The following is a 21694-nucleotide window of genomic DNA, read 5'->3' as shown; positions in this document are numbered from 1 at the left end:
CCGGCCCAAAAGATCAGTGATGCGCGATCTCGCCTGCGCCCCACCAGTAGATGGTGACGAAGAGGAAGAGCCACACCACGTCCACGAAGTGCCAGTACCAGGCGGCCGCCTCGAAGCCGAAGTGGCGCTCCGGCGTGAAGCCGCCGCGCATGGCGCGGAACAGGCAGACCGCCAGGAAGATGGTGCCGACGATGACGTGGAAGCCGTGGAAGCCCGTCGCCAGGAAGAAGGTCGAGGAGTAGATGCCGCCGCCATGGAAGGCGAAGGGCGCCTCGGCATATTCCCAGGCCTGCAGGGCCGAGAAGGTCATGCCGAGCAGCACCGTCAGCGCCAGGCCCCGCACCAGGCCCTTGCGGTCGCCCTGGATCAGCGCGTGGTGCGCCCAGGTCACCGTGCAGCCCGAGAGCAGCAGGATCATGGTGTTCAGGAAGGGCAGGCCGAACGGATCGAAGGTCAACGTGCCGGCCGGCGGCCAGATGGCGTTCACGGCGCCCGACACATGGGCCGGGTACAGGGCGAAGTGGAAGAAGGCCCAGAAGAACGCCACGAAGAACATCACCTCGGAGGTGATGAACAGGATCATGCCGTAGCGCAGGCCCAGCCGCACGACCGCCGTGTGGTAGAAGCTGTTCCGGCTCTCGTGCAGGACGTCGCGCCACCAGAAGAACATGCAGGCCAGCAGGGCCAGGACGCCGACGCCCAGGACCCAGTGGATGTTCTCATGGGCGAAGAGCACGATGCCGAACAGCAGCGTCGCGCCCGAGAAGGCGCTGAGCAGCGGCCAGGGCGACGGGTCCACCAGGTGGTACGGGTGTTTGTAGGGGGCGTGCCCCTCAACGTTGCTGGCCATGCTCGATCCTGCACAGTGTCGTTCCGGCGCCAGTCAGCGCCGGTCAATCGCGTCGCACCATCCATGGAAACGTGCGCGGAATCAAGGTGCGGGGCGTTGATATCCGGCCTGAAAGGCGCGTCAGGCCGCGTCGATGCGGGCGGCGGAGGAACTTCGCCCGGCGCGGGGCGCGATGGCGCCGCCGCGATCTGGAAAGCGGGAAGCCTCAGCGCTGGAAGCGCGCGTTCCCGACATGCTCGCCGGCATTGGCCAGCGCCCCGGCCCGCTCCGCGTCATGCAGGCTGCGGAAGAAGGTGTAGTTGATCGTGATGGTGCGGATGTCGCGCGTCTGCGGGTCCTCGGCGATCCGGGGATCCACCCAGAAGGCCAGCGGCATGTCCACGCGCTGGTTGGGCTCCAGCGTCTGGTCCTCGAAGCAGAAGCAGGCGGTCTTGTGGAAGTACCGGCCCACGATCTCGGGGGTGACGTTGTAGGTCGAGACGCCGGAGACGCTCTGGTCCGTCAGGTTGCGCGCCTCGTAGAAGGCCATCCCTTCCTCGCCGAGGCGAAGGTCCATGGACCGCTGCTGCGGGGCGAACTGCCAGGGCAGGGAGGGATGGGTGTTCGCGTTGAAGCGGATGGTGATGCTGCGCGAATCGGCCTGCGCCCCGGGGGCGGCCTGGCCTAGCATCGGCGTGCCGCCATAGCCGGTCATCTGGCAGAACATCGTGTAGAGCGGCACGGCGGCGAAGGAGAGGCCGACCATGAAGGTCACGAAACCCGCGGCGGCGAAGGCCACCCGGCGGTTGCGCTTCGAGACGGTGGCGGGGTCGGGACGTGGGATCATCGGACAAGCCTCACCATCGAGATGAGATAGAAGAGCAGCGCGAGACCGACGAGCGCCACGAGGATGGCCCAGTTCCGCCCGCGGCGGCGACGCTCGAACAGGGACTTTTCGTCAGGGGTCATGCCAGGATCAACCGGTCAGCCGCCAGGGCGGCGAAGAGAAGGAACAGGTAGTAGACGCTGTACTTGAAGCACTTCTTGGCCGCCGCGTCGCCCTGCAGGGAGACGCCGGACGCATCCTGCTCATCCTTCCAGACGAGCCAGGCGTGGCGGAGGAAGTTGGCGCCCAGCAGGGCAGCGACAACGCCATAGACGACCGTGTTGAAGCCCATCAGCCAGGGCGCGAGCGTGAGCGGCACCAGCAGGATGGTGTAGATCAGCACCTGGCGCCGGGTCTCGCGGGCGCCGGAGATGACCGGCAGCATGGGCACGCCGGCGCGCTGGTAGTCCTGATGCGCCCAGAGCGACAGGGCCCAGAAATGGGGCGGCGTCCACATGAAGATGATGGCGAAGAGGACCAGCGGCACCGCGTCGATCTGGCCCGTCACCGCGACCCAGCCGATGAGGGGCGGGAAGGCGCCGGCGGCGCCGCCGATCACGATGTTCTGGGGCGTCCGGCGCTTCAGCCACATGGTGTAGATGAAGACGTAGAAGCCGATCGAGCCCGCCAGGACGATGGCGGCCAGCCAGTTGGTGGCCAGGCCCATCAGGCCGATGGAGCCGATCGCGAGCAGGATGCCGTAGGCCAGGGCGGCGTCGGCGCCGATCCGGCCCGTCGGGATGGGCCGCTTCTGGGTGCGGCGCATGACCGCATCGATGTCGCGGTCGTACCACATGTTGATGGCGCCGGCGGCGCCGGCCGCGATCGTGATGCACAGGATGGCAGTCACGGCGAGGATGGGGTGCAGGTGGCCGGGCGCCACCGCCAGGCCGATGACCCCGGTGAAGACGACCAGGGACAGCACGCGTGGCTTGAGCAGGGTGATCCAGTCCCGCACCTCGGAGGTGTCGAGCGGGAGGGTTCCAGAAGCATCAAGGGGGGCTTGCGCCCCCCTTTCACCGTTTGCCGTCATGTCACTCATATCGGTTCCCGTGTGGCGCCCGATAAGGGGCCGGGCGCCGCAGCCGGGGTCTTACCTGATCCGCGGCAGTTCGTCGAAGGTGTGGAACGGCGGCGGGCTGCTGACCTGCCATTCCAGGGTCGTGGCGCCTTCGCCCCAGTAGTTGCCCGGCACCCGGACCTTCCGGCGGAAGGTGTCGAACATCACGTAGAAGAAGAACAGGAAGCTCGCGACCGAGATATAGGCACCCAGCGAGGCGACCAGATTCCAGCCCCAAAAAGCGTCAGGGTAGTCCGGGTAGCGGCGCGGCATGCCCTGGTTGCCCAGGAAGTGCATCGGGAAGAAGGTCAGGTTCACGCCGATGAAGGTCATCCAGAAGTGGATGCGGCCGAGCGTCTCCGAGTACTGGTAGCCGCTCATCTTGCCCATCCAGTAGTAGATGCCGGCATAGATGCCGAACACCGCACCCAGGCTGAGCACGTAGTGGAAGTGCGCGACCACGTAGTAGGTGTTGTGCAGGATCTGCGTGACGCCGGCATTGGCCAGCACCACGCCCGTGACGCCACCCACCGTGAACAGGAAGATGAAGCCGACGGCGAAGAGCATCGGCGTCTCGAGGCGGATGGAGCCGCCCCACATCGTCGCGATCCAGGAGAAGATCTTGATGCCCGTCGGCACGGCGATGACCATCGTCGCGGCCATGAAGTAGGCGCGCGTGTCGACGTCGATGCCCGACTGGTACATGTGGTGCGCCCACACGACGAAGCCGACCACGCCGATGGCGACCATGGCGTAGGCCATGCCGAGGTAGCCGAAGATCGGCTTCTTCGAGAAGGTCGAGATCACGTGGCTGATGATGCCGAAGGCCGGCAGGATCATGATGTACACTTCGGGGTGGCCGAAGAACCAGAACAGGTGCTGGAACAGCACCGGGTCGCCACCGCCGGCCGGGTCGAAGAAGGACGTGCCGAAGTTACGATCGGTGATCAGCATGGTGATCGCGCCGCCGAGGACCGGCACCGAGAGCAGCAGCAGGAAGGCGGTGACCAGCATCGACCAGGCGAAGAGCGGCATCTTGTGCAGGGTCATGCCCGGGGCGCGCATGTTGAAGATGGTGGTGATGAAGTTCACCGCGCCCAGGATCGAGCTGGCGCCCGCGAGGTGGAGCGCGAAGAGCGCCATGTCCATCGACATGCCCGACTGGTAGGTGTCGTCCGACAGCGGCGGATAGATCGTCCAGCCGGCGCCAGCACCCTGGCCCACGAACATTGAGCCGGCCAGCAGCAGGAAGGCCGGCACCAGCAGCCAGAAGCTGATGTTGTTCAGGCGGGGGAAGGCCATGTCCGGCGCGCCGATCATGATCGGCACGAACCAGTTGCCGAAGCCGCCGATCAGCGCGGGCATGATCACGAAGAAGACCATGATCAGGCCGTGGGCGGAGACGAAGACGTTCCACATCTGCCCATCGGAGAAGATCTGCATGCCCGGCTGCTGCAGCTCGAGCCGCATCAGGAAGGACAGGCCGATGCCGACGATCGCGGCGATGAGCGAGAAGATGATGTAGAGGGTGCCGATGTCCTTGTGGTTCGTGCTGAAGAACCAGCGGCTCACGAAACCTGGTGTGTGGTGATCGTGGTGGTCATCATGCCCATGCGCATTGGCGGAACTGGCCATGTCGAGGGTCGCCTTTCCTGTTCAGTAGCCCGCCCGGAGGCGGGTGAAGCTGTTCAAATCGGATGGCCGCGCGTCACTGACGCGCGGCGAGCTGGACCTCGGTGCCGGCATTGCCGCGGGCAGCTTCGGCGATCGCGACCGGGGCCGGGGCGGCGCCCGTCGAATCGGCGAAGCGCGTGCGGGCGCTGGCGACCCAGGCGTCGAACTCGGCCTGCGGGAGGGCGCGCACCACGATCGGCATGAAGGCGTGGTTGGTGCCGCAGATCTGGTTGCACTGGCCGTAGAAGGTGCCGGTGTGGTCGGCGCGCATCCAGGTCTCGATGGTCCGGCCGGGGATGCTGTAGCGCTGCACGCCGAGCGAGGGCACGAAGAAGCTGTGGATCACGTCCTGGCCGTGGGTGATGATGCGGATCGTGCGGTTCACGGGCACCACCAGCGGCTCATCGACATCGAGGTTGCGCAGCTGGCCGGGCTGGAGATCGGCGTCGGCGACCATGCGGCTGTCGAAGTTGAAGTTGCCGTTATCCGGATAGGCGTAGTTCCAGTACCACTGGCGGCCCGTCACGTTGATCGTCAGGTCGGCGTCACGCGCGCGGTCCTGGTAGTAGATCAGGCGGAAGGACGGGATCGCGATCACCAGCAGGATCAGCACCGGAACGACCGTCCAGGCGATTTCCAGCGCGGTGTTATGGCTGTTCTGCGAGGCGACCGGATTGGTCTTGTGGTTGTACTTCCACAGGCAAACGGCAAGCAGGGCCGCCACGAAGACCGTGGTGATGATGATGATCCACAGCAGCAGATCATTGAAGTCGTGGATGCGTTCCTTGATGGGGCCGCCGGCCGCCTGAAGGCCGATGCCCCAGGGCTGCGGCGCACCGACCATGTCCTGAGCCTGCGCTGCGGAGACGCTCGCTGCCGCGAGCACCGCCAATCCGAGATTTCGTCCGATACGCCCGATCACGCCGTCGCACCCTGCCTTCAACTGGAGGCGACGCCCGGGAGGGGGCCGCCCGGCAACCCCATCGGCCGCCAATTTCAAGCGTATCGCGTCGTTTCGCCTCAGGGGAAGCCATGTGGCGAAGGTCGCCGCGCCGCGCCCGGACCATAGAAGCAGCCAAAAGTCGCTACAAGCCTCGCTTCTGCGCGGCTGGATTGAATTTCAGCGAATTCAGCCCGCTTCGATCAGCTCTCCGTCGCCGCCCTCGGCCACATGGTCGACCATGTCCGTGAGCATGGAGCGGATGTGCGGATCGCCCACCATGTAGAAGACCTGCCTTCCGCGACGGTCCGCCTGCAGGAGCCGCGCCGCGCGCAGCAGGCGCAGATGGTGGGAGACGAGGCTGGGCGAGATGGCGAGCATTTCCGCCGTGGCACCGACCGAGACGGGTTGGTCGAGGCAGGCGAGGATGATCTTGAGCCGCGTGGGATCGCTCATCAGGCGGAACATCTCCGCCAGCTCCACCACCTCATCCTCGTCGATGCGCACGCCTGTCGCCATCCATGCAGCTTCGTCCGTGCTGCGGAACAATACAAGCCCTTGATACTGCAAAGGATTGATTTCATTGGAGACGTGAAGAAGTGAACAGCTATTCAGTGTTTAGCGAAGAGCTGTTTGGTCGCTTCTGTCGGCGGGCGGCAAAGGACTGGTTCTCTTCGCGGCGGGTCAACGAGAGGCCGATCTCGTCGCCTCGCTTGGGTGCGTGAATAAAGCGCGAATACAGAAGGTTATGGCTTGCGAGCAGGGCTGTTCGAATGATGGGCGCTAACCCTCGGCGCGGATCCATTCCGTCGGCGGCGATGCGAAGGCGAAGCGCCTGACCGATTCGCCGATGGGAAAAGCGCGGTCGGCGGCCAGGATCCTCCGGACGGAGGGTCGCCCCGATCAGCCCGGGTTCTTCACCTGGACGAGGGTGAAGAGCGACAGCGGCGGGCAGGATTCCATCCGCTCGATCGTGGCCTCGGCGCGGTCCAGCAGATCGCTGAGCATGAAGTCCGGGTGCCAGCCCAGGATTCGCGCAAGCGGCGCCGTGCTGCGCTCCAGCCACCAGCGGAAGCCCGAATCCGCGGCGAAATGGTTCACGAAGAGGAGCTGGCCGCCCGGGCGCACCACGCGCGACATCTCGGCGAAGAGCTTCTTGGCGTCCGGCACCACGGAGGCGGTGAACATGGCCACGGCGATGTCGAAGCTGTCATCGGCGAAGGCCATGCCTTCCGCGTCCATCTCCAGCAGCCCGTGGACGGCCGAAAGGCGCTCCTGCTTCACGCGCTCCTGCGCCTTCAGCAGCATGTCGCGCGACAGGTCGATGCCCACGACATCGAGGTCCCGGCGGTAATGCGGCAGGGCCAGCCCGGTGCCCACGCCCACCTCGAGCACGCGGCGGCCGCTGGATTGCGCGAGGCGGTTGACGGCGGCCACGGCGCGGCGCCGGCCGAAAGCGGAAACGCCCCCGAAAACCACGTCGTAGACGCCCGCCCAGCGGCGGTACGCATCCCGCACGGACGCAGCGTCCAGCGAAGCGCGAGGATGGGCGCGCTCACCCTCCGAGAGGCCGGAAATGGAAATGTGACTCGTCCCTCTGGTCGTCGAGTTGAACCGGGTTACTCCTCGCCCCCTGGTCGCGCAACCGCTTTATGCTCAGGCCTTGGGCAATCCGTTGCGCGGGCGTTGCGGCAGCGCGATGAGGACGCCGCCTGCGGCGATGATCGCCGCGCCCACCAGGGTCACCGCATCCGGCCAGTCACCGAAGACCAGCACGCCGGCGACGCTGGCCCAGATCAGCTGCGTATAGGAGAGCGGCGCCAGCAGGCTCGCCGGCGCGCGGGCATAGGCCAGGACCAGCAGCCCATGGCTGATGCCGCCCAGCACGCCGACGGCGATCAGCGCCGTCCATTCCAGGGCCGTGGGGGCGACATAGACGAAAGGCAGCGAGAGCGTGGCGATGGCGCCGGCGGTCATGCCGGTGTGCAGGATGGTGACGCGGCTGTCGTCCACCGTGGAAAGCTTCCGCGTCAGTATCTGATAGAAGCCGAACATCGTCGCCGTGGCGAGGGGCAGGAGATAGGCCCAGTGCAGCGGCGCGCCCGTCAGGAAGGGGGGACGGAGGGCGACCAGCACGCCCAGGAAACCGATCCCCACGCCCAGCCAGCGCCGGGCCGAGACGGCTTCCCGCAGGAAGATGGCGGCCAGCGCCACGGTGATCAGCGGTGAGGCGAAGCCGACCGCCGTGGCGTCCACCAGCGGAATATGGGCCAGCGCCGAGGTGAAGATGAGGCTGCTGCACAGCAGCAGCGCCGAGCGCGCCGCCTGCAGGCCAGGCGCGCGGGAGCGCAGCGGCAGCCGGCCGGAGGTGAGGCGAAGCAGCAGCGCCACGGTGAGGAAGGAGAAGAAGAACCGACCCCAGATGATCTGCAGCACGCTGAAATTGCTCGTCATGAGCTTCAGTGTGGTGTCCATCACCACGAAGATCATGAGCGCGCAAAGCTGGAGGAACACGCCCTGGAGCGTCATGGATGATCTTCGGGCGTCGCCGCCGCCTTCACCTGGGATGACGGGACGCTAACAACTTCGGAAGGTGGCGCGAAGCCACCCTGCCGTCAGGCCGGAGGCCGAAGCTCGGGCGGCGGCGGGGCCGCCCGGCGTGGGGTCAGGCGGCGTCCTCGCGGCGGTCCTTCACGCGGACATAGGCCAGGGAGGCATGCTCGGCGCAATAGGGCTTGCCCGGGATCGCGGCGTCGCAGCAGAAGCGGAAGCTCTCCGTTCCCGGCTCGCCGAGGGGCCAGCAGCAGGTCTTGGTGCTGACGCGCGGGAAGGCGCGGACCACCGCGACGGGCTTGGGCGGCAGTGCGGCCACCGGATGCGGGGCAGGCGGGGCGGCCTCGACCACGATCCGCGGCTCCTCGCGCCGCTGCGGCGTGGCGGCCGGCATGGCGGCGCGCAATGGCGGCAAGGTCGGCCGGCGGCCGGTCGCCACGGGGCGGGGCGCCGCCGGGTCGCGCCGGATGGGGCTGGGGCGGGCTGGCAACTGCAGCCGGTGCGCCTTGCCCACGACGGCGTTCTTGGAGACGCCCATGCGGCGCCCGATCTCGGCAGTCGAATGGCCCTCGGCCCAGAGCGCCCGGAGGCGGTCGATCGATTCCGTCGTCCAATCCATTGGGTAATCCCCCTCGCCTGACACCATATAGAGTAGCCAAACCAGGTATTGACACACAAGGTCTGGATTATCCCGAGTCGCCAGAAACTTGTGGAAAAGCGCTTGCACCGCGCTTTCGAGTCCGCCCGGAGCGTTCTGTGGGGCTTATGAATCACTTAGCGGTCTTCGGACAGTCTTGACGGCGCCGGAACTGCCCTCTCAGCGGCCCCCGCGCAGCAGCACGTAGTTCACCGTGAGGTCGATCGTGACATTGGGATCGGAGCCCGGCGGGAAGGCCGGCAGCCGCGCGCCGTTGAAGGGATAGGTCGTCCCGAAGTTCAGCGAGGGCGAGGTGGAGGGCCCCACCAGCTGCACGTTGCGCACCGTGCCATCCGCCGCGGCGGTGATGCGGACGCGGACCTGTCCGTCCTCGCCCCGGATGATCGCCTGCTGCGAATAATGAATGTTCTGGTCGAGCCAGCGGCGGAAGGCCGCCCGCCAGTCGGCCCCGACCTGCGCCCCGGAGACCCGCACCGACGGATCGCGCGAGGGGCGGCCCTCGGTCATGCGCGGATCGACCCGCAGGTCGAGCCCGCGCGCCTGCTGGCGGCCGGCCGGCGGCGTCGGCGGCCGGCCCAGCTGCACGCCGCCCGGCGCCCAGATGCCCGGCAGGTTGGGGCGCGGCGGCTGCGCCTGCTGGGCGGGCGGCGTCTGGCGCTGAGGCGGCGCGGGCGGAGGCGGCGGGGGAGGCGGCGGCAGGGATTCCGAGAGCCGGTCCGGCAGGCGGAGCTCCGTGGTGGGCGCGAAAAGCTCCACCGTGCCCGCCATGCGCGGCATCGGCGTGGGCTCCACCGGCGGGGCCTCGGGCGGCGGGACCTCGATCGGGGGCAGCGGCATCGCCTGTTGGACCGGCGGGGCGGGGATCGGCGGCACCGGGCTGGGCGGCGGGGGTGAGGGCGGCCGTGGCAGCTCCTGCTGCGGGGGAGGCGGCGGGGGCAGGCCGGGCTGGGGCGGGGCGTCGGGCGGCGGCGGGGCCTCCGCCGTCGAAGGCGGCTCGGGCGGCTGCGGCTCGGTCGGCACGCCCTCGGCGGGCTCCTCCTCGGGCTGCTGGGGCTGTCCCCCCTCGAAGACGATGTCGAAGGTCGGCGGGGCGAGCTGGTCCTGCGGCTTGCGCGGGTCCGGCCAGACATAGAGCGCCACGGCCAGCAGCACATGCGCGAGCAGCGACCCCAGCAACCAGACGTGGAAGCCGATCGGGGTGCGTCGCGGCGGATCGGCCCGCCAGCGCGGGCGGGCCGCCTGTGGGCGCCAGGCGGGCGGCAGCGGTTCCAGCCGCAACGCCGCGTGGCGCCGCGCGCCGAAGCGCGTGCGGGACCGGAGGCGGGAAAGGCTGGGTTTCGGGCGCGTCACGCCACAGGGCCGCACATCGCACCCGCAATATCGCAAATTCGTCCCGCTGCGAATCGGTGTCAGGTGACGAAGTGTTCCCATGTCGGTCGGGTCACCTGGAGATCGCGTCATGCCCCTGCGCCGCCGAAGCCTGCTTGCCGCCCCCCTGGCCTTGCCGATCCTGGCCGCGCCGTCCCTGGTACGGGCCCAGGAAGCCGAGACGTTCCGGTCGCAGCACGGTGCCTTCCGGCTCCGCACCTTCGCGACCGGGCTGGAGAATCCCTGGGGCGGCGGCTTCCTGCCCGATGGGCACCTGCTGGTCAGCGAGCGGCCGGGCCGCGCGCGGCTTGTCGCGCCGGACGGCACGGTGTCCGCCCCGCTGACCGGCCTGCCGGAAGTGGTGACGGGCGGGCAGGGCGGCCTGCTCGACATCCGCCCCGCGCCGGATTTCGCGACGACCTCCGAGGTGTATTTCTCCACCTCGACGCTGGTGACGGGCGGCGTCGTCACCCGGCTTTACCGCGCGCGGCTGGCGGGCCAGGGCTTCACCGAGGTCCGCCCACTGCTGGACGCCGTGCCGCCCCAGGCGCGCGGCCGCAACCATTTCGGCGGGCGCATCGCCTTCAGCCCGGATGGCGCGCATGTCTTCCTGACCTGCGGCGACCGCTACGAGCAGCGCGAGCGCGCGCAGCGCCTCGACGACCTGGCCGGCAAGATCCTGCGCCTGACCCGCGACGGCCGCATCCCGGCCGACAATCCCTTCGCCGGGAAGCAGGGCCAGCGTGGGGAGATCTTCTCCTACGGCCATCGCAATCCCCAGGGCCTCGCCTTCAACCCCGCGACCGGCAGCCTCTTCTCCGCGGAATTCGGCCCGCTGGGCGGCGACGAGCTCAACCTCATCCGGCCCGGCCAGAATTACGGCTGGCCGGAAGTCTCCTATGGCCGGGAATATTCAGGACAGCTGATCGCGAATGGCCGCACCGCCGGCCCCGGCTTCACCGACCCGGTGAAGTTCTGGGTGCCCTCGATCAGCCCTTCCGGCCTCGCCTTCGCGCCGCCCGAGGCCCCGGCCGTCTGGCGCGGCGGCCTCTTCCTCGCCTGCCTGCGCACGCCCGGCCTGCTGCGGCTGCGGATGGAGGGCGACCGCGTGGGCGCGGAGGAGCAGCTGCTCTGGGGCAGGGTGCGCCTGCGCCAGGTGATCTTCGCCCCGGACGGCGCGCTGCTGGTCCTGACCGACGAGGCCCGCGGAAGAATCCTGCGGCTCGAAGCGGCGTGATCAGTCCCCGGGGCGGCCGGGCAACCCGCCCAGCCCGTGGATCCAGGGGAGTTCCGAGCGGCGCCAGATCTGCCGCTTCGGCGCGAGCTCCCGTCGTTGGCGGATGCTGCCCCAGCGGATGCCCCATTCCTCGGCCTCGGGACCTTCCCCGGCGGTGAAGAGCGGCGTGCCGCATTCGGGGCAGAAGTACTGCCGCCGGCGGTGGCCGTTCTCGCCCGTCCTGACATAGAGCTTCGGCGCCTGGGCCGTGAGCCGCAGGTCCTGCCGCGCCGTCAGCACCGTGACGCGGAAGGGCGAGCCGGTGAGGGTCTGGCAATCCGTGCAATGGCAGATCGTGACCTGCTCGGGGTCGATCTCGGCCTTATAGGCGACGTGGCCGCAATGGCATCCTCCGTCGATCTGCATCGCCCGCCTTTTCCTTCTTGCGATCGCGGGCGAGTGTGGCGCCCCAACCTTCACAGGAACCCGGCATGCCGACCGACACGCATTTCTACGACCCCCGCCAGGGCCACGGCCTGCCGCACGACCCCTTCAAGGCCATCGTCGCGCCGCGCCCGATCGGCTGGATCACCAGCATGGACCGGCAGGGGCGCGTGAACCTCGCCCCCTACAGCTTCTTCAACGCCTTCACCGCCCGCCCGCCGATCGTCGCCTATGGCAGCGAGGGCTACAAGGACAGCGTGCGCAACGTCGAGGAGACGGGCGAATTCGTCTGCAGCATCGTCACGCGGGAGCTGGCCGAGGCGATGAACGAGACCTGCCGCGCCGTGGCGCCGGGCGTGAACGAGATGGAGCTGGCGGGGCTCGACGCCGCCGCCTCCACCCAGGTGAAGCCGCCCCGCGTGGCCGCGGCCCCGGCGGCGCTGGAATGCAAGCTGCTGCAGATCCTCCGGCTCAAGGACGTCGATGGACGTGAGCTCGAGAGCCACATCGTCATCGGCCAGGTGGTCGGCGTGCATATCCGGCGCGAATTCCTGAAGGACGGCATCTACGACACCGCGGCCAGCCGCCCCATCGCCCGCTGCGGCTATCGCGGCGACTATGCGGAGGTGACGAGCCTCTTCGAGATGATCCGGCCGGCGGACTGAAGGACCCGGACGCCATGTCGCCGCCGCGTTCCCGCCACCCGCTCCTCGGCTTCGAGGGGCGGATGGGCCGGGTCGCCTTTCTCGGCTGGGGCCTGCCCGTCCTGGTCGCGGGGCGGGTGGCGCTGGCGCCGGTCCTGCTGGCCTTCTCGGAGGAGGCGCCGGCCGTTTCGCCCGCGCTTCTCCTCGCCCTTGCGGTGTTGGGCGGGGCGGTGCTGCTCGCCGCGCTCTGGGCCCTGCTGGCGCTGATCGTGAAGCGCCTGCACGACCGCGACCTCTCCGGCGGGCACGCGGCCTGGATCATGGCCGTGCTGCTCTTCGCCGGCCTGATCGGCATGCCCCTCGATCCCCTGCTGGACGAGCTGGTCGCGATCTTCGCGCTGGGCCTCCTGGCCTGGCTCGCCATCGTGCGCGGCACGGAGGGGCCGAACCGCTTCGGCCCGCCCCCCGCCTCCCGACGCGAGGGTTGATTCAGGCCCTGGCGGTCGCCGCCAGCCAGCCCCCGCCGGTCACCAGCGCCAGTGCCGCCGCGACCTGCAAGCTCAAGGCGCCCTGGCCCGACAGGATCAGCAGCAGGGTGGAGGCCACCGGCACCGCATAGGCCAGCGTGCCGAGCAGGCGCGGGTCCCCGCGCTTCATCCCGATGTCCCAGAGGAAGAAGGCCGCGCCCACCGGCCCCAGGCCCAGCGCCCCCGCGGCGAGGAGCTGCCGCGCATCGGGGACCACGGTCGGTTCGAAGGCCAGGTGCGCCACGGCCGCCAGCACGGCCGAGGCGGCGCAGAAGCCGGCCACGACCTCGGTCGGCACCGCGGCCAGCCGCTTCGCCGTGACGGAGTAGAGCGCCCAGACCAGCGCGCAGCCGAGGGCGCAGAGCAGGCCGAACCAGGCCTCGGCGGGAAAGCGGGCGCCGCCGCCCAGCAGCGCCAGGCAACCGAGGAAGCCGAGCGCCGCGCCCGCGAGCCGTCGCGGCCCCAGCCGCAGGCCGAGGATCGGCGCCGAAAGCAGCACGATCAGCAGGGGCCACAGGTAGTTCAGGAGATTGGCCTCGACCGCCGGCGCATAGGCCAGGGCGGCGAAGTAGAGCGCGTGATAGCCGAAGAGCCCGCCCACGCCGTGGCCCCAGACGAGGCCCGGCTGGCGCAGCGCCGCGAGCCGCCCGCGAGCGGCGAGCATGGCGAGGCCCAGGACGCCTGCCACGCAAAAACTCATGGCGGTGAGCTGCAGCGGCGGGATGCCGGCCGCGAGCCGCGAGAACAGCGCCAGGAAGGCCCAGAGGACGAGGGCGCCGACGCCGGCGAGCGTGGCATTCACGGCGGCGGGGCGAAGCTCTTGAGATCCTTCCTGACCTGATCGGCGAGGCGGCGCGCGCCCTCGGCAAGCCAGCCGGTGCCGAGGGCCTTTTCCTCGGCCTTGATGGTCGGGGCATCGCCTTCCGCGTGGATATTGGCGATCTCGCCGCCCATCGCCTTCAGGAGGCGGTTCAGCGAGACCTCGCCGCCGGCCTCGATCTTCTGGGAGTCGGGGGCAAGGCGGCGCAGGACCAGCTTTTCCGTCGCCTGGAACCAGGGATCGGGCGCGCGATGGGGCGCGGTGGCCAGGGCGACCGGATCCGCGAGGCGCGAATGGGGCATGCGGGCATAGAGATAGGCCGAGGGCAGGCGGCTCTTCGCCTCGCGCGCCACGGGGCCGCCCCGCCAATTGGCCATGGCGACGAAGCGCGGGCGCCCCAGGCTGCCGAGGCCCGCCTGGCGCGGGGCGAAGGCGATGTCGGTCGCGCCCTTGGGCAGCGCGTCCTTGAGGGCCGCGAGGAAATCGGAGGGCGGATCCTCGCCCTCGTAGGCCAGCTTGCGCAGCTTCGCCCAGAATTTCTGGCGGGCCGCCAGCGGGATGTTTCCCGCCGCCCAGAGGGAATCGTCGCCCGCCTCCAGCACGAAGGGCTGCGGCTGGCCCAGCCGCTCATGATAGCCCTGCAGCAGGGCCTCCACGACCTCATGCGCGGGGGCCGGCGCCTCGGAAAGCAGGGCGCTGGCGGCGAGGCGGAGCAGATCGACCGTCCAGGGGAGCTCGGCCGCCTCGTCCAGGTCGTTCACGCCCCAGACCAGACGCCCCTCATCGTCGCGCCAGGTGCCGAAATTCTCCAGATGCGCATCGCCGACCGAAGGCACCTGGGTGACCTTGAGCAGGTCGGGAACGAGTTCGGGCAGGGTCTCGGCGAAGCGGAAGCAGGTGGCGCGCAGGAAGGCGAAGGGGCTCTCCGCCATCTTGCGGTGCTTCGTGTCCAGCTGGGCCTGCACGACGTCGATCCATTCGCGCATCCAGGCCTCGTAGGCGGCGTTGGATTCCGCGAAGGGACGCATGTCACGCGCCCCGGACGAGCGGCTTGTAGGGCAGCGGCGCGAAGCGGGTGACGAAGAACTGCATCTGCTGCCACACGCCCTGCGTCACATAGGGATCCTCGGCCCAGAAGGCGCGCGCCTCCTCCTCGGTGGGATGCCGCGTGATGGCGAGGGAGCCGACCATCTCGCCCCGGGCATCGAGCAGCGCGCCGCCCAGCGTCAGCGTCCCGTCCTCCGCGAAGGCCGAGACGCGGTCGAAATGCGGGCCCCGCGCGGACAGGCGCTTATCGAGCGCGTTGTCGCCATCCTCCGCGATCAGGACGGTGTGCGTGGGCTGGCTGGGCGTGGGGCCGTTCGGCAGGGGCTGGTAGGGCAGGGGCGCGATGCGGAAGGGCCGCGCCTCGTAGCTCTGCCACACGCCCTCGCGCGCGAAGGGCTCCTCGGAGAGGTACTCCTTCACCCCTACCTCATCCTCCTCGATGATCATGATGGAGCCGGCGATCGAGCCGTCGGCGCGGAAGGTGGGGAAGCCCAGCACGAGCCTGCCCTCCTTCGCCCAGCGCGTGATGATCTCGAGATGCCGGTCGCGCACCGCCATGCGGCGGTCCAGCGCGCCCTTGTCGGTGCCGTCCCAGCCGAAGATCGCGTAGGCCATGTTTTCCGCCTTCCTTCTGATCGCCTTCGGGCGCGGCGCTCCTGCCTCGGGGCCTGTGCTGCAACGCCCTGGCTGGCCGTCAGTCGCCGGCCGCGCCCGGATTTCTCCACGCTTCCGCCGTTCCGGCAATGGGCCGCCCGGGTAGGGCGGCCGCAGGCTGCGCTACTTCCGCAGTTCCATCTGGATCGGCCCTTCGCGCTCGCCGCGCGCGAACTGGTCGACCATCGCATTGCCGGTATCGCCCAGCGAGGCCGCGGGGCCGGACCAGACAATCCGTCCCTTGTGGATCATGGCCGCGTCGTCGCCGATGCGCCGGGCGCTCGCCATGTCATGGGTGATGGAGAAGGCGGTGGCGCCCAGCTTCTTCACGCAATCCACGATCAGCCCGTCGATCACCGCGCCCATGATGGGGTCGAGGCCGGTGGTCGGCTCGTCGAAGAAGATGATGTCGGGCTGTGCCGCGACGGCGCGGGCCAGCGCCACGCGCTTCTGCATGCCGCCCGAGAGCTCGGAGGGCGAGAGGTCGCCCACGCTGGCGGCCAGGCCCACCTGCGCCAGCACCTCGGCCGCCTTGTCGCGGGCGGCGGCGCGGGTGATGCGGCGCTGCGCGAGCAGCTTGAAGCAGACATTCTCCCAGACCGGCAGGCTGTCGAAGAGCGCGCCGTTCTGGAACAGCATGCCCGTGCGGTCGAGGATGGCCGCGCGCTCCTCGGGCGACATGCTCGAGACGTCCTTGCCGTCGATCTCGATCAGCCCCTCGTCCGGCTGGATGAGGCCGAGGATGCACTTGATCGTCACCGACTTGCCGGAGCCCGAGCCGCCCAGGATCACCATGGAATGGCCGGCCCGCACATCGAGGTCGACGCCGTCCAGCACGACCTTGCCGCCGAAGCGCTTCTTGAGCCCGCGGAGGCGGATCTTCGGCACGGCGCCGGCCTGCTGCTTCACACTCCGCTCCGCTTCCTGGTCGAAAGGGGTCATCGCGAGAAGAACGCTTCCGTGATCACGTAGTCCAGCGCCAGGATCAGGATGGAGGAGGCCACCACCGCCCGCGTCGTCGCCTGGCCCACGCCCTGCGCGCCGCCCTTGCTGTTATAGCCGCACCAGGTGCCCATCAGCGCGATGAGGAAGCCGAAGACCGCGGCCTTCACCAGCCCGCTCACCACATCCATGGTCTGCAGCACGTCGAAGGTCCGCACCAGGTAGAGCTGCGGCACGAAGCCGAGCTTCACCGTGCCGACGAGGAAGCCGCCGAAGACGCCCAGGATATCCGCCACGATGACGAGGAAGGGCATCGCCACCATCGCGGCCAGCAGCCGCGGCGCGACGAGGTACTTCATCGGGTCGGTGCTCAGCGTCGTCAGCGCGTCGATCTGGTCGGTGACGCGCATGGTGCCGATCTCGGCCGCCATGGCCGCGCCGATGCGGCCCGCCACCATCAGCCCCGCCAGCACGGGGCCGAGCTCACGCGTGACGGAGAGCACCACCACGGAGGCGATCGCGCTCTCGGCATTGAAGCGGGAGAAGCCGGTGAAGCTCTGCAGCGCCAGCACCATGCCGGTGAAGAGCGCGGTCAGCGCCACGACGGGCAGCGAGAAATAGCCGATCTCGACCAGGTGCCGCCCGAACTGCCGGAACGGGAAATGCGGCCGCACGACATGCGACAGGCCCGCCAGCGCGAAAAGCGCGACGCCGCCCAGCGACTGGCATGTGGAAAGAAGCGAGCGCCCGATCAGCGCCAGGAAATCCAGGAACCTGGTCATGCCGGAAGGTAGCGACGCTCGTAGCGATTGCCCAGCGAGGTCAGGATCTCGTAGCCGATGGTCCCGCAGAGGCCGGCCAGCGCATCGGCATCCTGGGCGGGGCCGAGGAGCTCGATCATGTCGCCGGGCGCGGCCTCGGGCACGTCGGTCACGTCGAGGGTGATCAGGTCCATCGAGACGCGGCCGATCATCGGGACCGTGGCGCCGCGGATCACACCCTTCGCCCGGCCGTCGATGGCGCGGGGCAGGCCGTCCGCATAGCCGGCGCTGATGGTGGCCACGCGCGTCGGCCGCGCCGCGGTCCAGCTCGCGCCGTAGCCGACCGTCTGGCCCGGCTCGATGCTCCGCACCTGGAGCACCGGGATTTCGAGGCGCACCACCGGCTCCATGGGGTTGGGATGCCCGGGCGTGGGGTTGATGCCGTAGAGCGCGCAGCCCGGCCGGGCGAGATCGCTCGCGAAACGATCGCCCAGGAAGATGCCGGAGGAATTGGCGAAGCTGCGCGGCGCGGGCGGCAGGCGGCCGCAGGCCTCGGCGAAACGTTCGGCCTGCCGGGCGTTGAGCGGGTGGGACGGCTCATCGGCCACGGCCAGATGCGTCATGACGTAGAGCAGCTCGACGCCCTCGAAGGGCGAGGGATCGCGCGCGAGCGACTCGAGCTCCGAGGCATCGAGGCCGAGCCGCGCCATGCCGGTATCCAGCTGCAGGATCGCGGGGCCGCGATGCGCGCGGATCTCGTCGAAGGTGTTGAGCACGGGCGTGAGGCCGGCTTCGCGCGGGCCGGCGCCGCCGCCGAGCACGGCGATCATCGGCCCCTCGCCGAGGGACTGCCGCAGCCGGACGCCCTCCTCGGTCTGGGCCACGAAGAAATGCTTGCATCCGGCGGCCCGCAACGCGGGAGCGACCTGCGCCGCGCCGAGCCCATAGGCGTCGGCCTTCACGACGCCGGCGACCGCGCCGGAGGAATGAATGGCGCCGAGCTTCCGCCAGTTGCGGACGATCGCGCCGAGATCGATGGTCAGCAGGCCCTGCGGCATTCAGTCGCCATAGCTTTGCACGTGCTCGGTGTCGAGGTCGCCGAAGCGGGTGAATTCGGCCTCGAAGAACAGCGGGATGGTGCCGGTGGGGCCATGGCGCTGCTTGGAGATGATGAGATCGGCCTTGTTGTGGGCGCGCTCCATGTCCTGCTGCCAGCGGGTCATGGCGTCCTGGAACTTGGAATCGTCCGGGAAGTTCGTGATCTTCGGCTCGCGCTGCTTCAGGTAGTATTCGTCACGATAGACGAACATCACGCTGTCGGCGTCCTGCTCGATCGAGCCGGATTCGCGAAGATCCGAAAGCTGCGGCCGCTTGTCCTCGCGCTGCTCGACGGCGCGGGAGAGCTGGGACAGCGCGATGACCGGCAGCGACAGCTCCTTGGCGATCGCCTTCAGCCCCTGCGTGATCATGCTGATTTCCAGCACGCGCGACTCGGGTCGCGTGCCGGCCGCCGGCCGCATGAGCTGGAGGTAGTCCACCACCACCAGGCGCAGGCCGCGCGTGCGCTGGATGCGGCGGCAGCGCGTGCGCAGCGCCGACAGGGTGATGGCCGGCGTGTCGTCGATGAGCAGCGGCAGCTGCGACAGCTCCCGGCTCACGCCGACGAAATGATCGAATTCGCGCTGGCTGATCTCGCCGCGGCGGATGCGGTCGCCCTGGATGCGGCTGGCTTCCGACAGAAGACGGTTGGCGAGCTGGTCGGAGCTCATTTCCAGCGAGAAGATCGCGACCTGGCCGGGGCGGCCGCCGGTCTCCTCGGCTTCCTTCAGCAGGGCCTTGGCCGCGCCATAGGCGATCTTGGTGGCCAGCGCCGTCTTACCCATGGCGGGACGGCCGGCGAGGATCATGAGATCCGAATCGTGCAGGCCGCCCATCTTGGCGTCGAAGTCGCGCAGGCCGGAGGCGAGGCCGGACACGCCGCCGCCATTCTCCTTGGCCTTGGCCGCGATCTCCACCGCGCGGGTCAGTGCGCGCTCGAAGGTGATGGCGCCGCCTTCGCTGGCCTTCTGCGTCGCGAGGTCGAAGAGCATCTGCTCGGCGGCCTCGATCTGCTCCTTGCCCTCGAGCTCCGGCTCGGCGCCGAAGGCGCGGTTCACCACCGTCTCGCCCAGGTCGATGAGCTGGCGGCGGATGTAGCAGTCGTGGATGAGGCGGCCGTACTCGCCGGCATTCACGATGCCGACCATGGCCGAGAGCAGCTGCGCCAGATAGGCCGGCCCGCCGACCTCCGCGAGCTCGCCCGTGTGTTCGAACTCGCGCCGCAGCGTCACCGCGTCGGCGAGCTGGCCGTTCTCCACCCGGCGGCGGATGGCGGCGTAGATGCGGCCGTGGATGCCGTCGGCGAAGTGCTCCGCCTCCAGGAACTCGCTGACCCGCTCATAGGCCTTGTTGTTGGCCAGCAGCGCGCCCAGCAGCGCCTGCTCTGCCTCGAGGCTTGCGGGGGGCAGGCGGGTGCCGAGGCCGAAGAGGCCCCGATCCTCGGGTTGGATGCTGTTCATGAGCGGGGGAGACTAGCCCGGATGACCGTCCCACGGCCATGGGCAACGCCTGTGGATAACGGGGGCAACCCCTGGGGCGCCCGCGGCCAAAACGCGAATCCCGTCTCATTAAGGAGGCGACGCGACTTCTGCGACAGGAATGGCACCGTCGCGACAAAAACCATGTCCGGGCATCGTTGACCGCCAGGGTATCGGGAGGCTTGTAGATATCGCGCCTTTTGTTCGGCCGGCGCGGGCAGGGCGGATCCGGGGAACGGGCCTGCCGGATTGCCTGGGACCGGCCATCGAATCGACCGAGGTAGGAGAGCCATGGCCATCAACGACAGCCAGTTCCTGGGCACCCTTCGCGAGAGCAACCGGGACTATGCCCGCGGCTGGTCCTCCGGCGCCAGGACCTTCATGGGCGGGATCACCTACCCGGAGGAGAACAAGCTGCGCCCGGGCCTCGTGCTCATGCGCATCGGCCATTCGCGCGATGCGGCCGGCAATGCCATGCCCGACTGGGTCAACCTGACCTCCCCCTGGTGGATGACCAGCTCGACCTTCCTCGACATCGTGGGCCGGGGCGAGGATGCGGGCACTGAGATGAACCAGATGTTCCGCATGAAGCTGGCCCTGACGCCCGATTTCGGCGTCAGCGACACGATCTTCTGGGTGCGGACCAAGCAGTCCTTCCGTTCCTGGGCGGGACGGGCGCGGCCGGTGATGGAGGATCCCAATCCGGTGGTCCGGGAGAAGCAGGGCCGGCCCCTCGGCTGGCTGGGCGGGTGGGAGGTCGTGCAGAACTTCATCCCCGGCCTGCGCGACTTCGCGACAAATGCGCCCACTTCTGCCGCGCTGGACGGTTTCGAGGTGCTGCCGAAGGTATCGCTCAGCAGCTATGCCACGCTGCGGAACGGCGGCTTCAACCCGTTGAAGTGGCCCTGGCCGGCCTGAGCCCTCAGGCCCTGGCCGCCTCGGCCTGCGCCCGGCCGAGCCGCAGGGCGAGGAGGAAGGCGATCCCGCACAGCGCGGCCATGGCCAGGAAGGCCTGGCCGCCGGCGACCGCATAGATCAGGCCGCTGCCCCACATCAGCGCCCCCGAGGTGGCGCTGATCGCCGAGGCCACCAGCGTCTGGGCCCGCGCGCTCACCCCCGGCGGGAGGCCCAGCAGCGCCTGCATGGTGGCGAGGTGCATGGCCCCGAAGGTCGCGCCATGCAGCGTCTGCACCACGATCAGCGCCGCGGGCTCCACCGTCAGGGCGAAGGTGCACCAGCGCAGCACCCCCGCGCCGGCGGCCAGCAGCGCGAGGCCCCGCACGCCGAGGCGCAGGACGAAGGCCCGGCCGTAGACGAAGAGCAGCACCTCCGAGACGACGCCGAAGCCCCAGAGCACGCCGATGAAACCCGTGGTCAGCCCCGCCGCCTGCCAGTGCAGGGTCGAGAAGGCGTAGTAGGCGGCATGGCTGCCCTGGACCATCGCGGCGATGGCCAGGATCCGCACGAAGCCCGGCTCGCGCAGGGGCGCCCAGAGCGAGCCCTGCGCCGTCGCCCCCGCCCGGCGCGCATCGGGCAGGCGCAGCGCCAGGAAGGCGGTGGCCAGCAGCGCCCCGGCCAGGATCCAGGCCGCCGCGCGCGGCCCCCAGAGGCCCACGGCCTGCCCGGCCGCGACCGCGCCCAGGATATAGGTGATGGAGCCCGCCGCCCGGATCCGGGCATAGTCGAAGCCGTGCCGGCGGATGGCGCCCACCGCCAGCGCGTCGGTCAGCGGGATGACGGGCGCCATGGCGATGCTGTGCGCGATCTGAACCGCCGCCAGCAGGGCCAGCCCCGCCGCCAGCCCGAAGCCGGCCGCGCCCGCCGCCGCGACCAGGGCGGTGGCCGCGAGGATGAGCCGCACGTCGCCCGCGCCGTCGGCGATCCGGCCACCCAGCGGTGCCGCCAGGAGCCGCATGATCGAGCCCGCGGCCAGCACGCCGCCGACCTGCCCGGCGGTCAGTCCTCCCTCCGCCAGGATGGCCGGAAGGAAGGGCGTCATGGCGCCGATACCCAGGAATTGGGCGCCGTAGATCAGGGCAAAGCTGCGGGGAGGGGACACCGGCGGCAATCTCGCCTCGGGGCCGCCAAGTTGCAA

Annotated in this window: 24 protein-coding genes; 4 read left to right on the top strand and 20 right to left on the bottom strand. The window is 69.6% G+C overall.

Annotated features, from left to right (window positions below):
* Positions 1-13: 13 nt before the first annotated feature.
* From KHU32_RS02890 to KHU32_RS23385, 11 genes are all read right to left on the bottom strand, one after another.
* On the bottom strand, positions 14-850 hold the full coding sequence (locus KHU32_RS02890) for a cytochrome c oxidase subunit 3 (RefSeq protein WP_213668525.1): 837 nt from the start codon (positions 848-850) through the stop codon (positions 14-16).
* Between the two features lie 205 nt (positions 851-1055).
* Entirely contained in the window at positions 1056-1676 is a 621-nt protein-coding gene (locus tag KHU32_RS02885) for a cytochrome c oxidase assembly protein (RefSeq protein WP_249680516.1), read from the bottom strand.
* Positions 1673-1798 (bottom strand): hypothetical protein, encoded by a 126-nt coding sequence (locus KHU32_RS23260; RefSeq protein ID WP_283771003.1) that lies wholly within the window; start codon positions 1796-1798, stop codon positions 1673-1675. The genes KHU32_RS02885 and KHU32_RS23260 overlap by 4 nt, the downstream gene beginning before the upstream one ends.
* The gene (locus KHU32_RS02880; protein WP_213668524.1) at positions 1795-2748 is read right to left on the bottom strand and encodes a heme o synthase; all 954 of its coding nucleotides are present in this window, start codon (positions 2746-2748) and stop codon (positions 1795-1797) included. Before KHU32_RS02880 ends, KHU32_RS23260 begins: the two co-directional genes overlap by 4 nt.
* A 60-nt stretch (positions 2749-2808) precedes the next feature.
* Complete coding sequence (ctaD, locus tag KHU32_RS02875; protein WP_213668523.1) at positions 2809-4410, bottom strand: cytochrome c oxidase subunit I; 1602 nt, start codon at positions 4408-4410, stop codon at positions 2809-2811.
* A gap of 73 nt (positions 4411-4483) precedes the next feature.
* Positions 4484-5371 carry a cytochrome c oxidase subunit II gene (gene coxB / locus KHU32_RS02870; protein WP_314076392.1) on the bottom strand — a complete coding sequence of 296 codons (888 nt, stop codon included), beginning with the start codon at positions 5369-5371 and terminating at the stop codon, positions 4484-4486.
* A gap of 207 nt (positions 5372-5578) precedes the next feature.
* Positions 5579-5908, bottom strand: coding sequence for an ArsR/SmtB family transcription factor (locus tag KHU32_RS02865; RefSeq protein ID WP_213668522.1), 330 nt, complete (start codon positions 5906-5908; stop codon positions 5579-5581).
* Positions 5909-6292: 384 nt separating this feature from the next.
* Entirely contained in the window at positions 6293-6907 is a 615-nt protein-coding gene (locus KHU32_RS02860) for a class I SAM-dependent methyltransferase (RefSeq protein ID WP_314076390.1), read from the bottom strand.
* 138 nt (positions 6908-7045) lie between these two features.
* Positions 7046-7918: a DMT family transporter gene (locus KHU32_RS02855; protein ID WP_213668521.1), complete on the bottom strand. Its 873-nt coding sequence runs from the start codon at positions 7916-7918 to the stop codon at positions 7046-7048.
* A 136-nt stretch (positions 7919-8054) separates the two neighbouring features.
* Positions 8055-8561, bottom strand: coding sequence for a GcrA family cell cycle regulator (locus tag KHU32_RS02850; RefSeq protein ID WP_213668520.1), 507 nt, complete (start codon positions 8559-8561; stop codon positions 8055-8057).
* Between the two features lie 198 nt (positions 8562-8759).
* Positions 8760-9950, bottom strand: a complete 1191-nt coding sequence (locus KHU32_RS23385) for a TonB family protein (protein ID WP_213668519.1) — start codon at positions 9948-9950, stop codon at positions 8760-8762.
* Between the two features lie 109 nt (positions 9951-10059).
* On the opposite strand from KHU32_RS23385, the gene KHU32_RS02840 reads away from it, so the two are divergent.
* Positions 10060-11205, top strand: a complete 1146-nt coding sequence (locus KHU32_RS02840) for a PQQ-dependent sugar dehydrogenase (protein ID WP_213668518.1) — start codon at positions 10060-10062, stop codon at positions 11203-11205.
* Here the strand turns inward: KHU32_RS02840 and KHU32_RS02835 are convergent, their stop codons facing one another.
* Positions 11206-11610, bottom strand: a complete 405-nt coding sequence (locus KHU32_RS02835) for a GFA family protein (protein WP_213668517.1) — start codon at positions 11608-11610, stop codon at positions 11206-11208. It abuts the gene before it with no gap.
* A gap of 65 nt (positions 11611-11675) precedes the next feature.
* Here KHU32_RS02835 and KHU32_RS02830 point away from each other — a divergent pair, with 65 nt between their 5' ends.
* Both KHU32_RS02830 and KHU32_RS02825 read left to right on the top strand, forming a co-directional pair.
* On the top strand, positions 11676-12293 hold the full coding sequence (locus KHU32_RS02830) for a flavin reductase family protein (protein ID WP_213668516.1): 618 nt from the start codon (positions 11676-11678) through the stop codon (positions 12291-12293).
* Between the two features lie 14 nt (positions 12294-12307).
* Positions 12308-12760 carry a DUF805 domain-containing protein gene (locus tag KHU32_RS02825; RefSeq protein ID WP_213668515.1) on the top strand — a complete coding sequence of 151 codons (453 nt, stop codon included), beginning with the start codon at positions 12308-12310 and terminating at the stop codon, positions 12758-12760.
* A 1-nt stretch (position 12761) separates the two neighbouring features.
* On the opposite strand, the gene yddG is transcribed toward KHU32_RS02825, so the two are convergent.
* The 7 genes from yddG to KHU32_RS02790 all read right to left on the bottom strand — a co-directional run bounded on the left by yddG (position 12762) and on the right by KHU32_RS02790 (position 19581).
* Positions 12762-13601, bottom strand: coding sequence for an aromatic amino acid exporter YddG (gene yddG, locus KHU32_RS02820; RefSeq protein ID WP_347265499.1), 840 nt, complete (start codon positions 13599-13601; stop codon positions 12762-12764).
* Positions 13598-14647, bottom strand: coding sequence for a DUF2252 family protein (locus KHU32_RS02815; RefSeq protein ID WP_213668514.1), 1050 nt, complete (start codon positions 14645-14647; stop codon positions 13598-13600). Before KHU32_RS02815 ends, yddG begins: the two co-directional genes overlap by 4 nt.
* A gap of 1 nt (position 14648) precedes the next feature.
* Entirely contained in the window at positions 14649-15281 is a 633-nt protein-coding gene (locus KHU32_RS02810) for a YciI family protein (RefSeq protein WP_213668513.1), read from the bottom strand.
* Positions 15282-15443: 162 nt separating this feature from the next.
* A complete protein-coding gene (locus KHU32_RS02805) occupies positions 15444-16262 on the bottom strand; it encodes an ABC transporter ATP-binding protein (RefSeq protein ID WP_213668512.1) in 819 nt (272 codons plus the stop codon).
* Complete coding sequence (locus tag KHU32_RS02800; protein ID WP_213668511.1) at positions 16259-17044, bottom strand: MlaE family ABC transporter permease; 786 nt, start codon at positions 17042-17044, stop codon at positions 16259-16261. Before KHU32_RS02800 ends, KHU32_RS02805 begins: the two co-directional genes overlap by 4 nt.
* The gene (gene alr, locus KHU32_RS02795; RefSeq protein ID WP_213668510.1) at positions 17041-18081 is read right to left on the bottom strand and encodes an alanine racemase; all 1041 of its coding nucleotides are present in this window, start codon (positions 18079-18081) and stop codon (positions 17041-17043) included. The genes KHU32_RS02800 and alr overlap by 4 nt, the downstream gene beginning before the upstream one ends.
* Positions 18082-19581, bottom strand: a complete 1500-nt coding sequence (locus tag KHU32_RS02790; RefSeq protein WP_213668509.1) for a replicative DNA helicase — start codon at positions 19579-19581, stop codon at positions 18082-18084. It abuts the gene before it with no gap.
* Positions 19582-19890: 309 nt separating this feature from the next.
* On the opposite strand from KHU32_RS02790, the gene KHU32_RS02785 reads away from it, so the two are divergent.
* A complete protein-coding gene (locus tag KHU32_RS02785) occupies positions 19891-20517 on the top strand; it encodes a hypothetical protein (protein ID WP_213668508.1) in 627 nt (208 codons plus the stop codon).
* Between the two features lie 4 nt (positions 20518-20521).
* Here the strand turns inward: KHU32_RS02785 and KHU32_RS02780 are convergent, their stop codons facing one another.
* On the bottom strand, positions 20522-21658 hold the full coding sequence (locus tag KHU32_RS02780; RefSeq protein ID WP_213668507.1) for an MFS transporter: 1137 nt from the start codon (positions 21656-21658) through the stop codon (positions 20522-20524).
* Between the last annotated feature and the right edge of the window lie 36 nt (positions 21659-21694).

Source organism: Roseococcus pinisoli, from assembly GCF_018413645.1.
Lineage (GTDB): Bacteria > Pseudomonadota > Alphaproteobacteria > Acetobacterales > Acetobacteraceae > Roseococcus > Roseococcus pinisoli.
The sequence above is the reverse complement of the archived record's forward strand: the minus strand, read 5'-3'. Positions and strand labels throughout refer to the sequence as shown.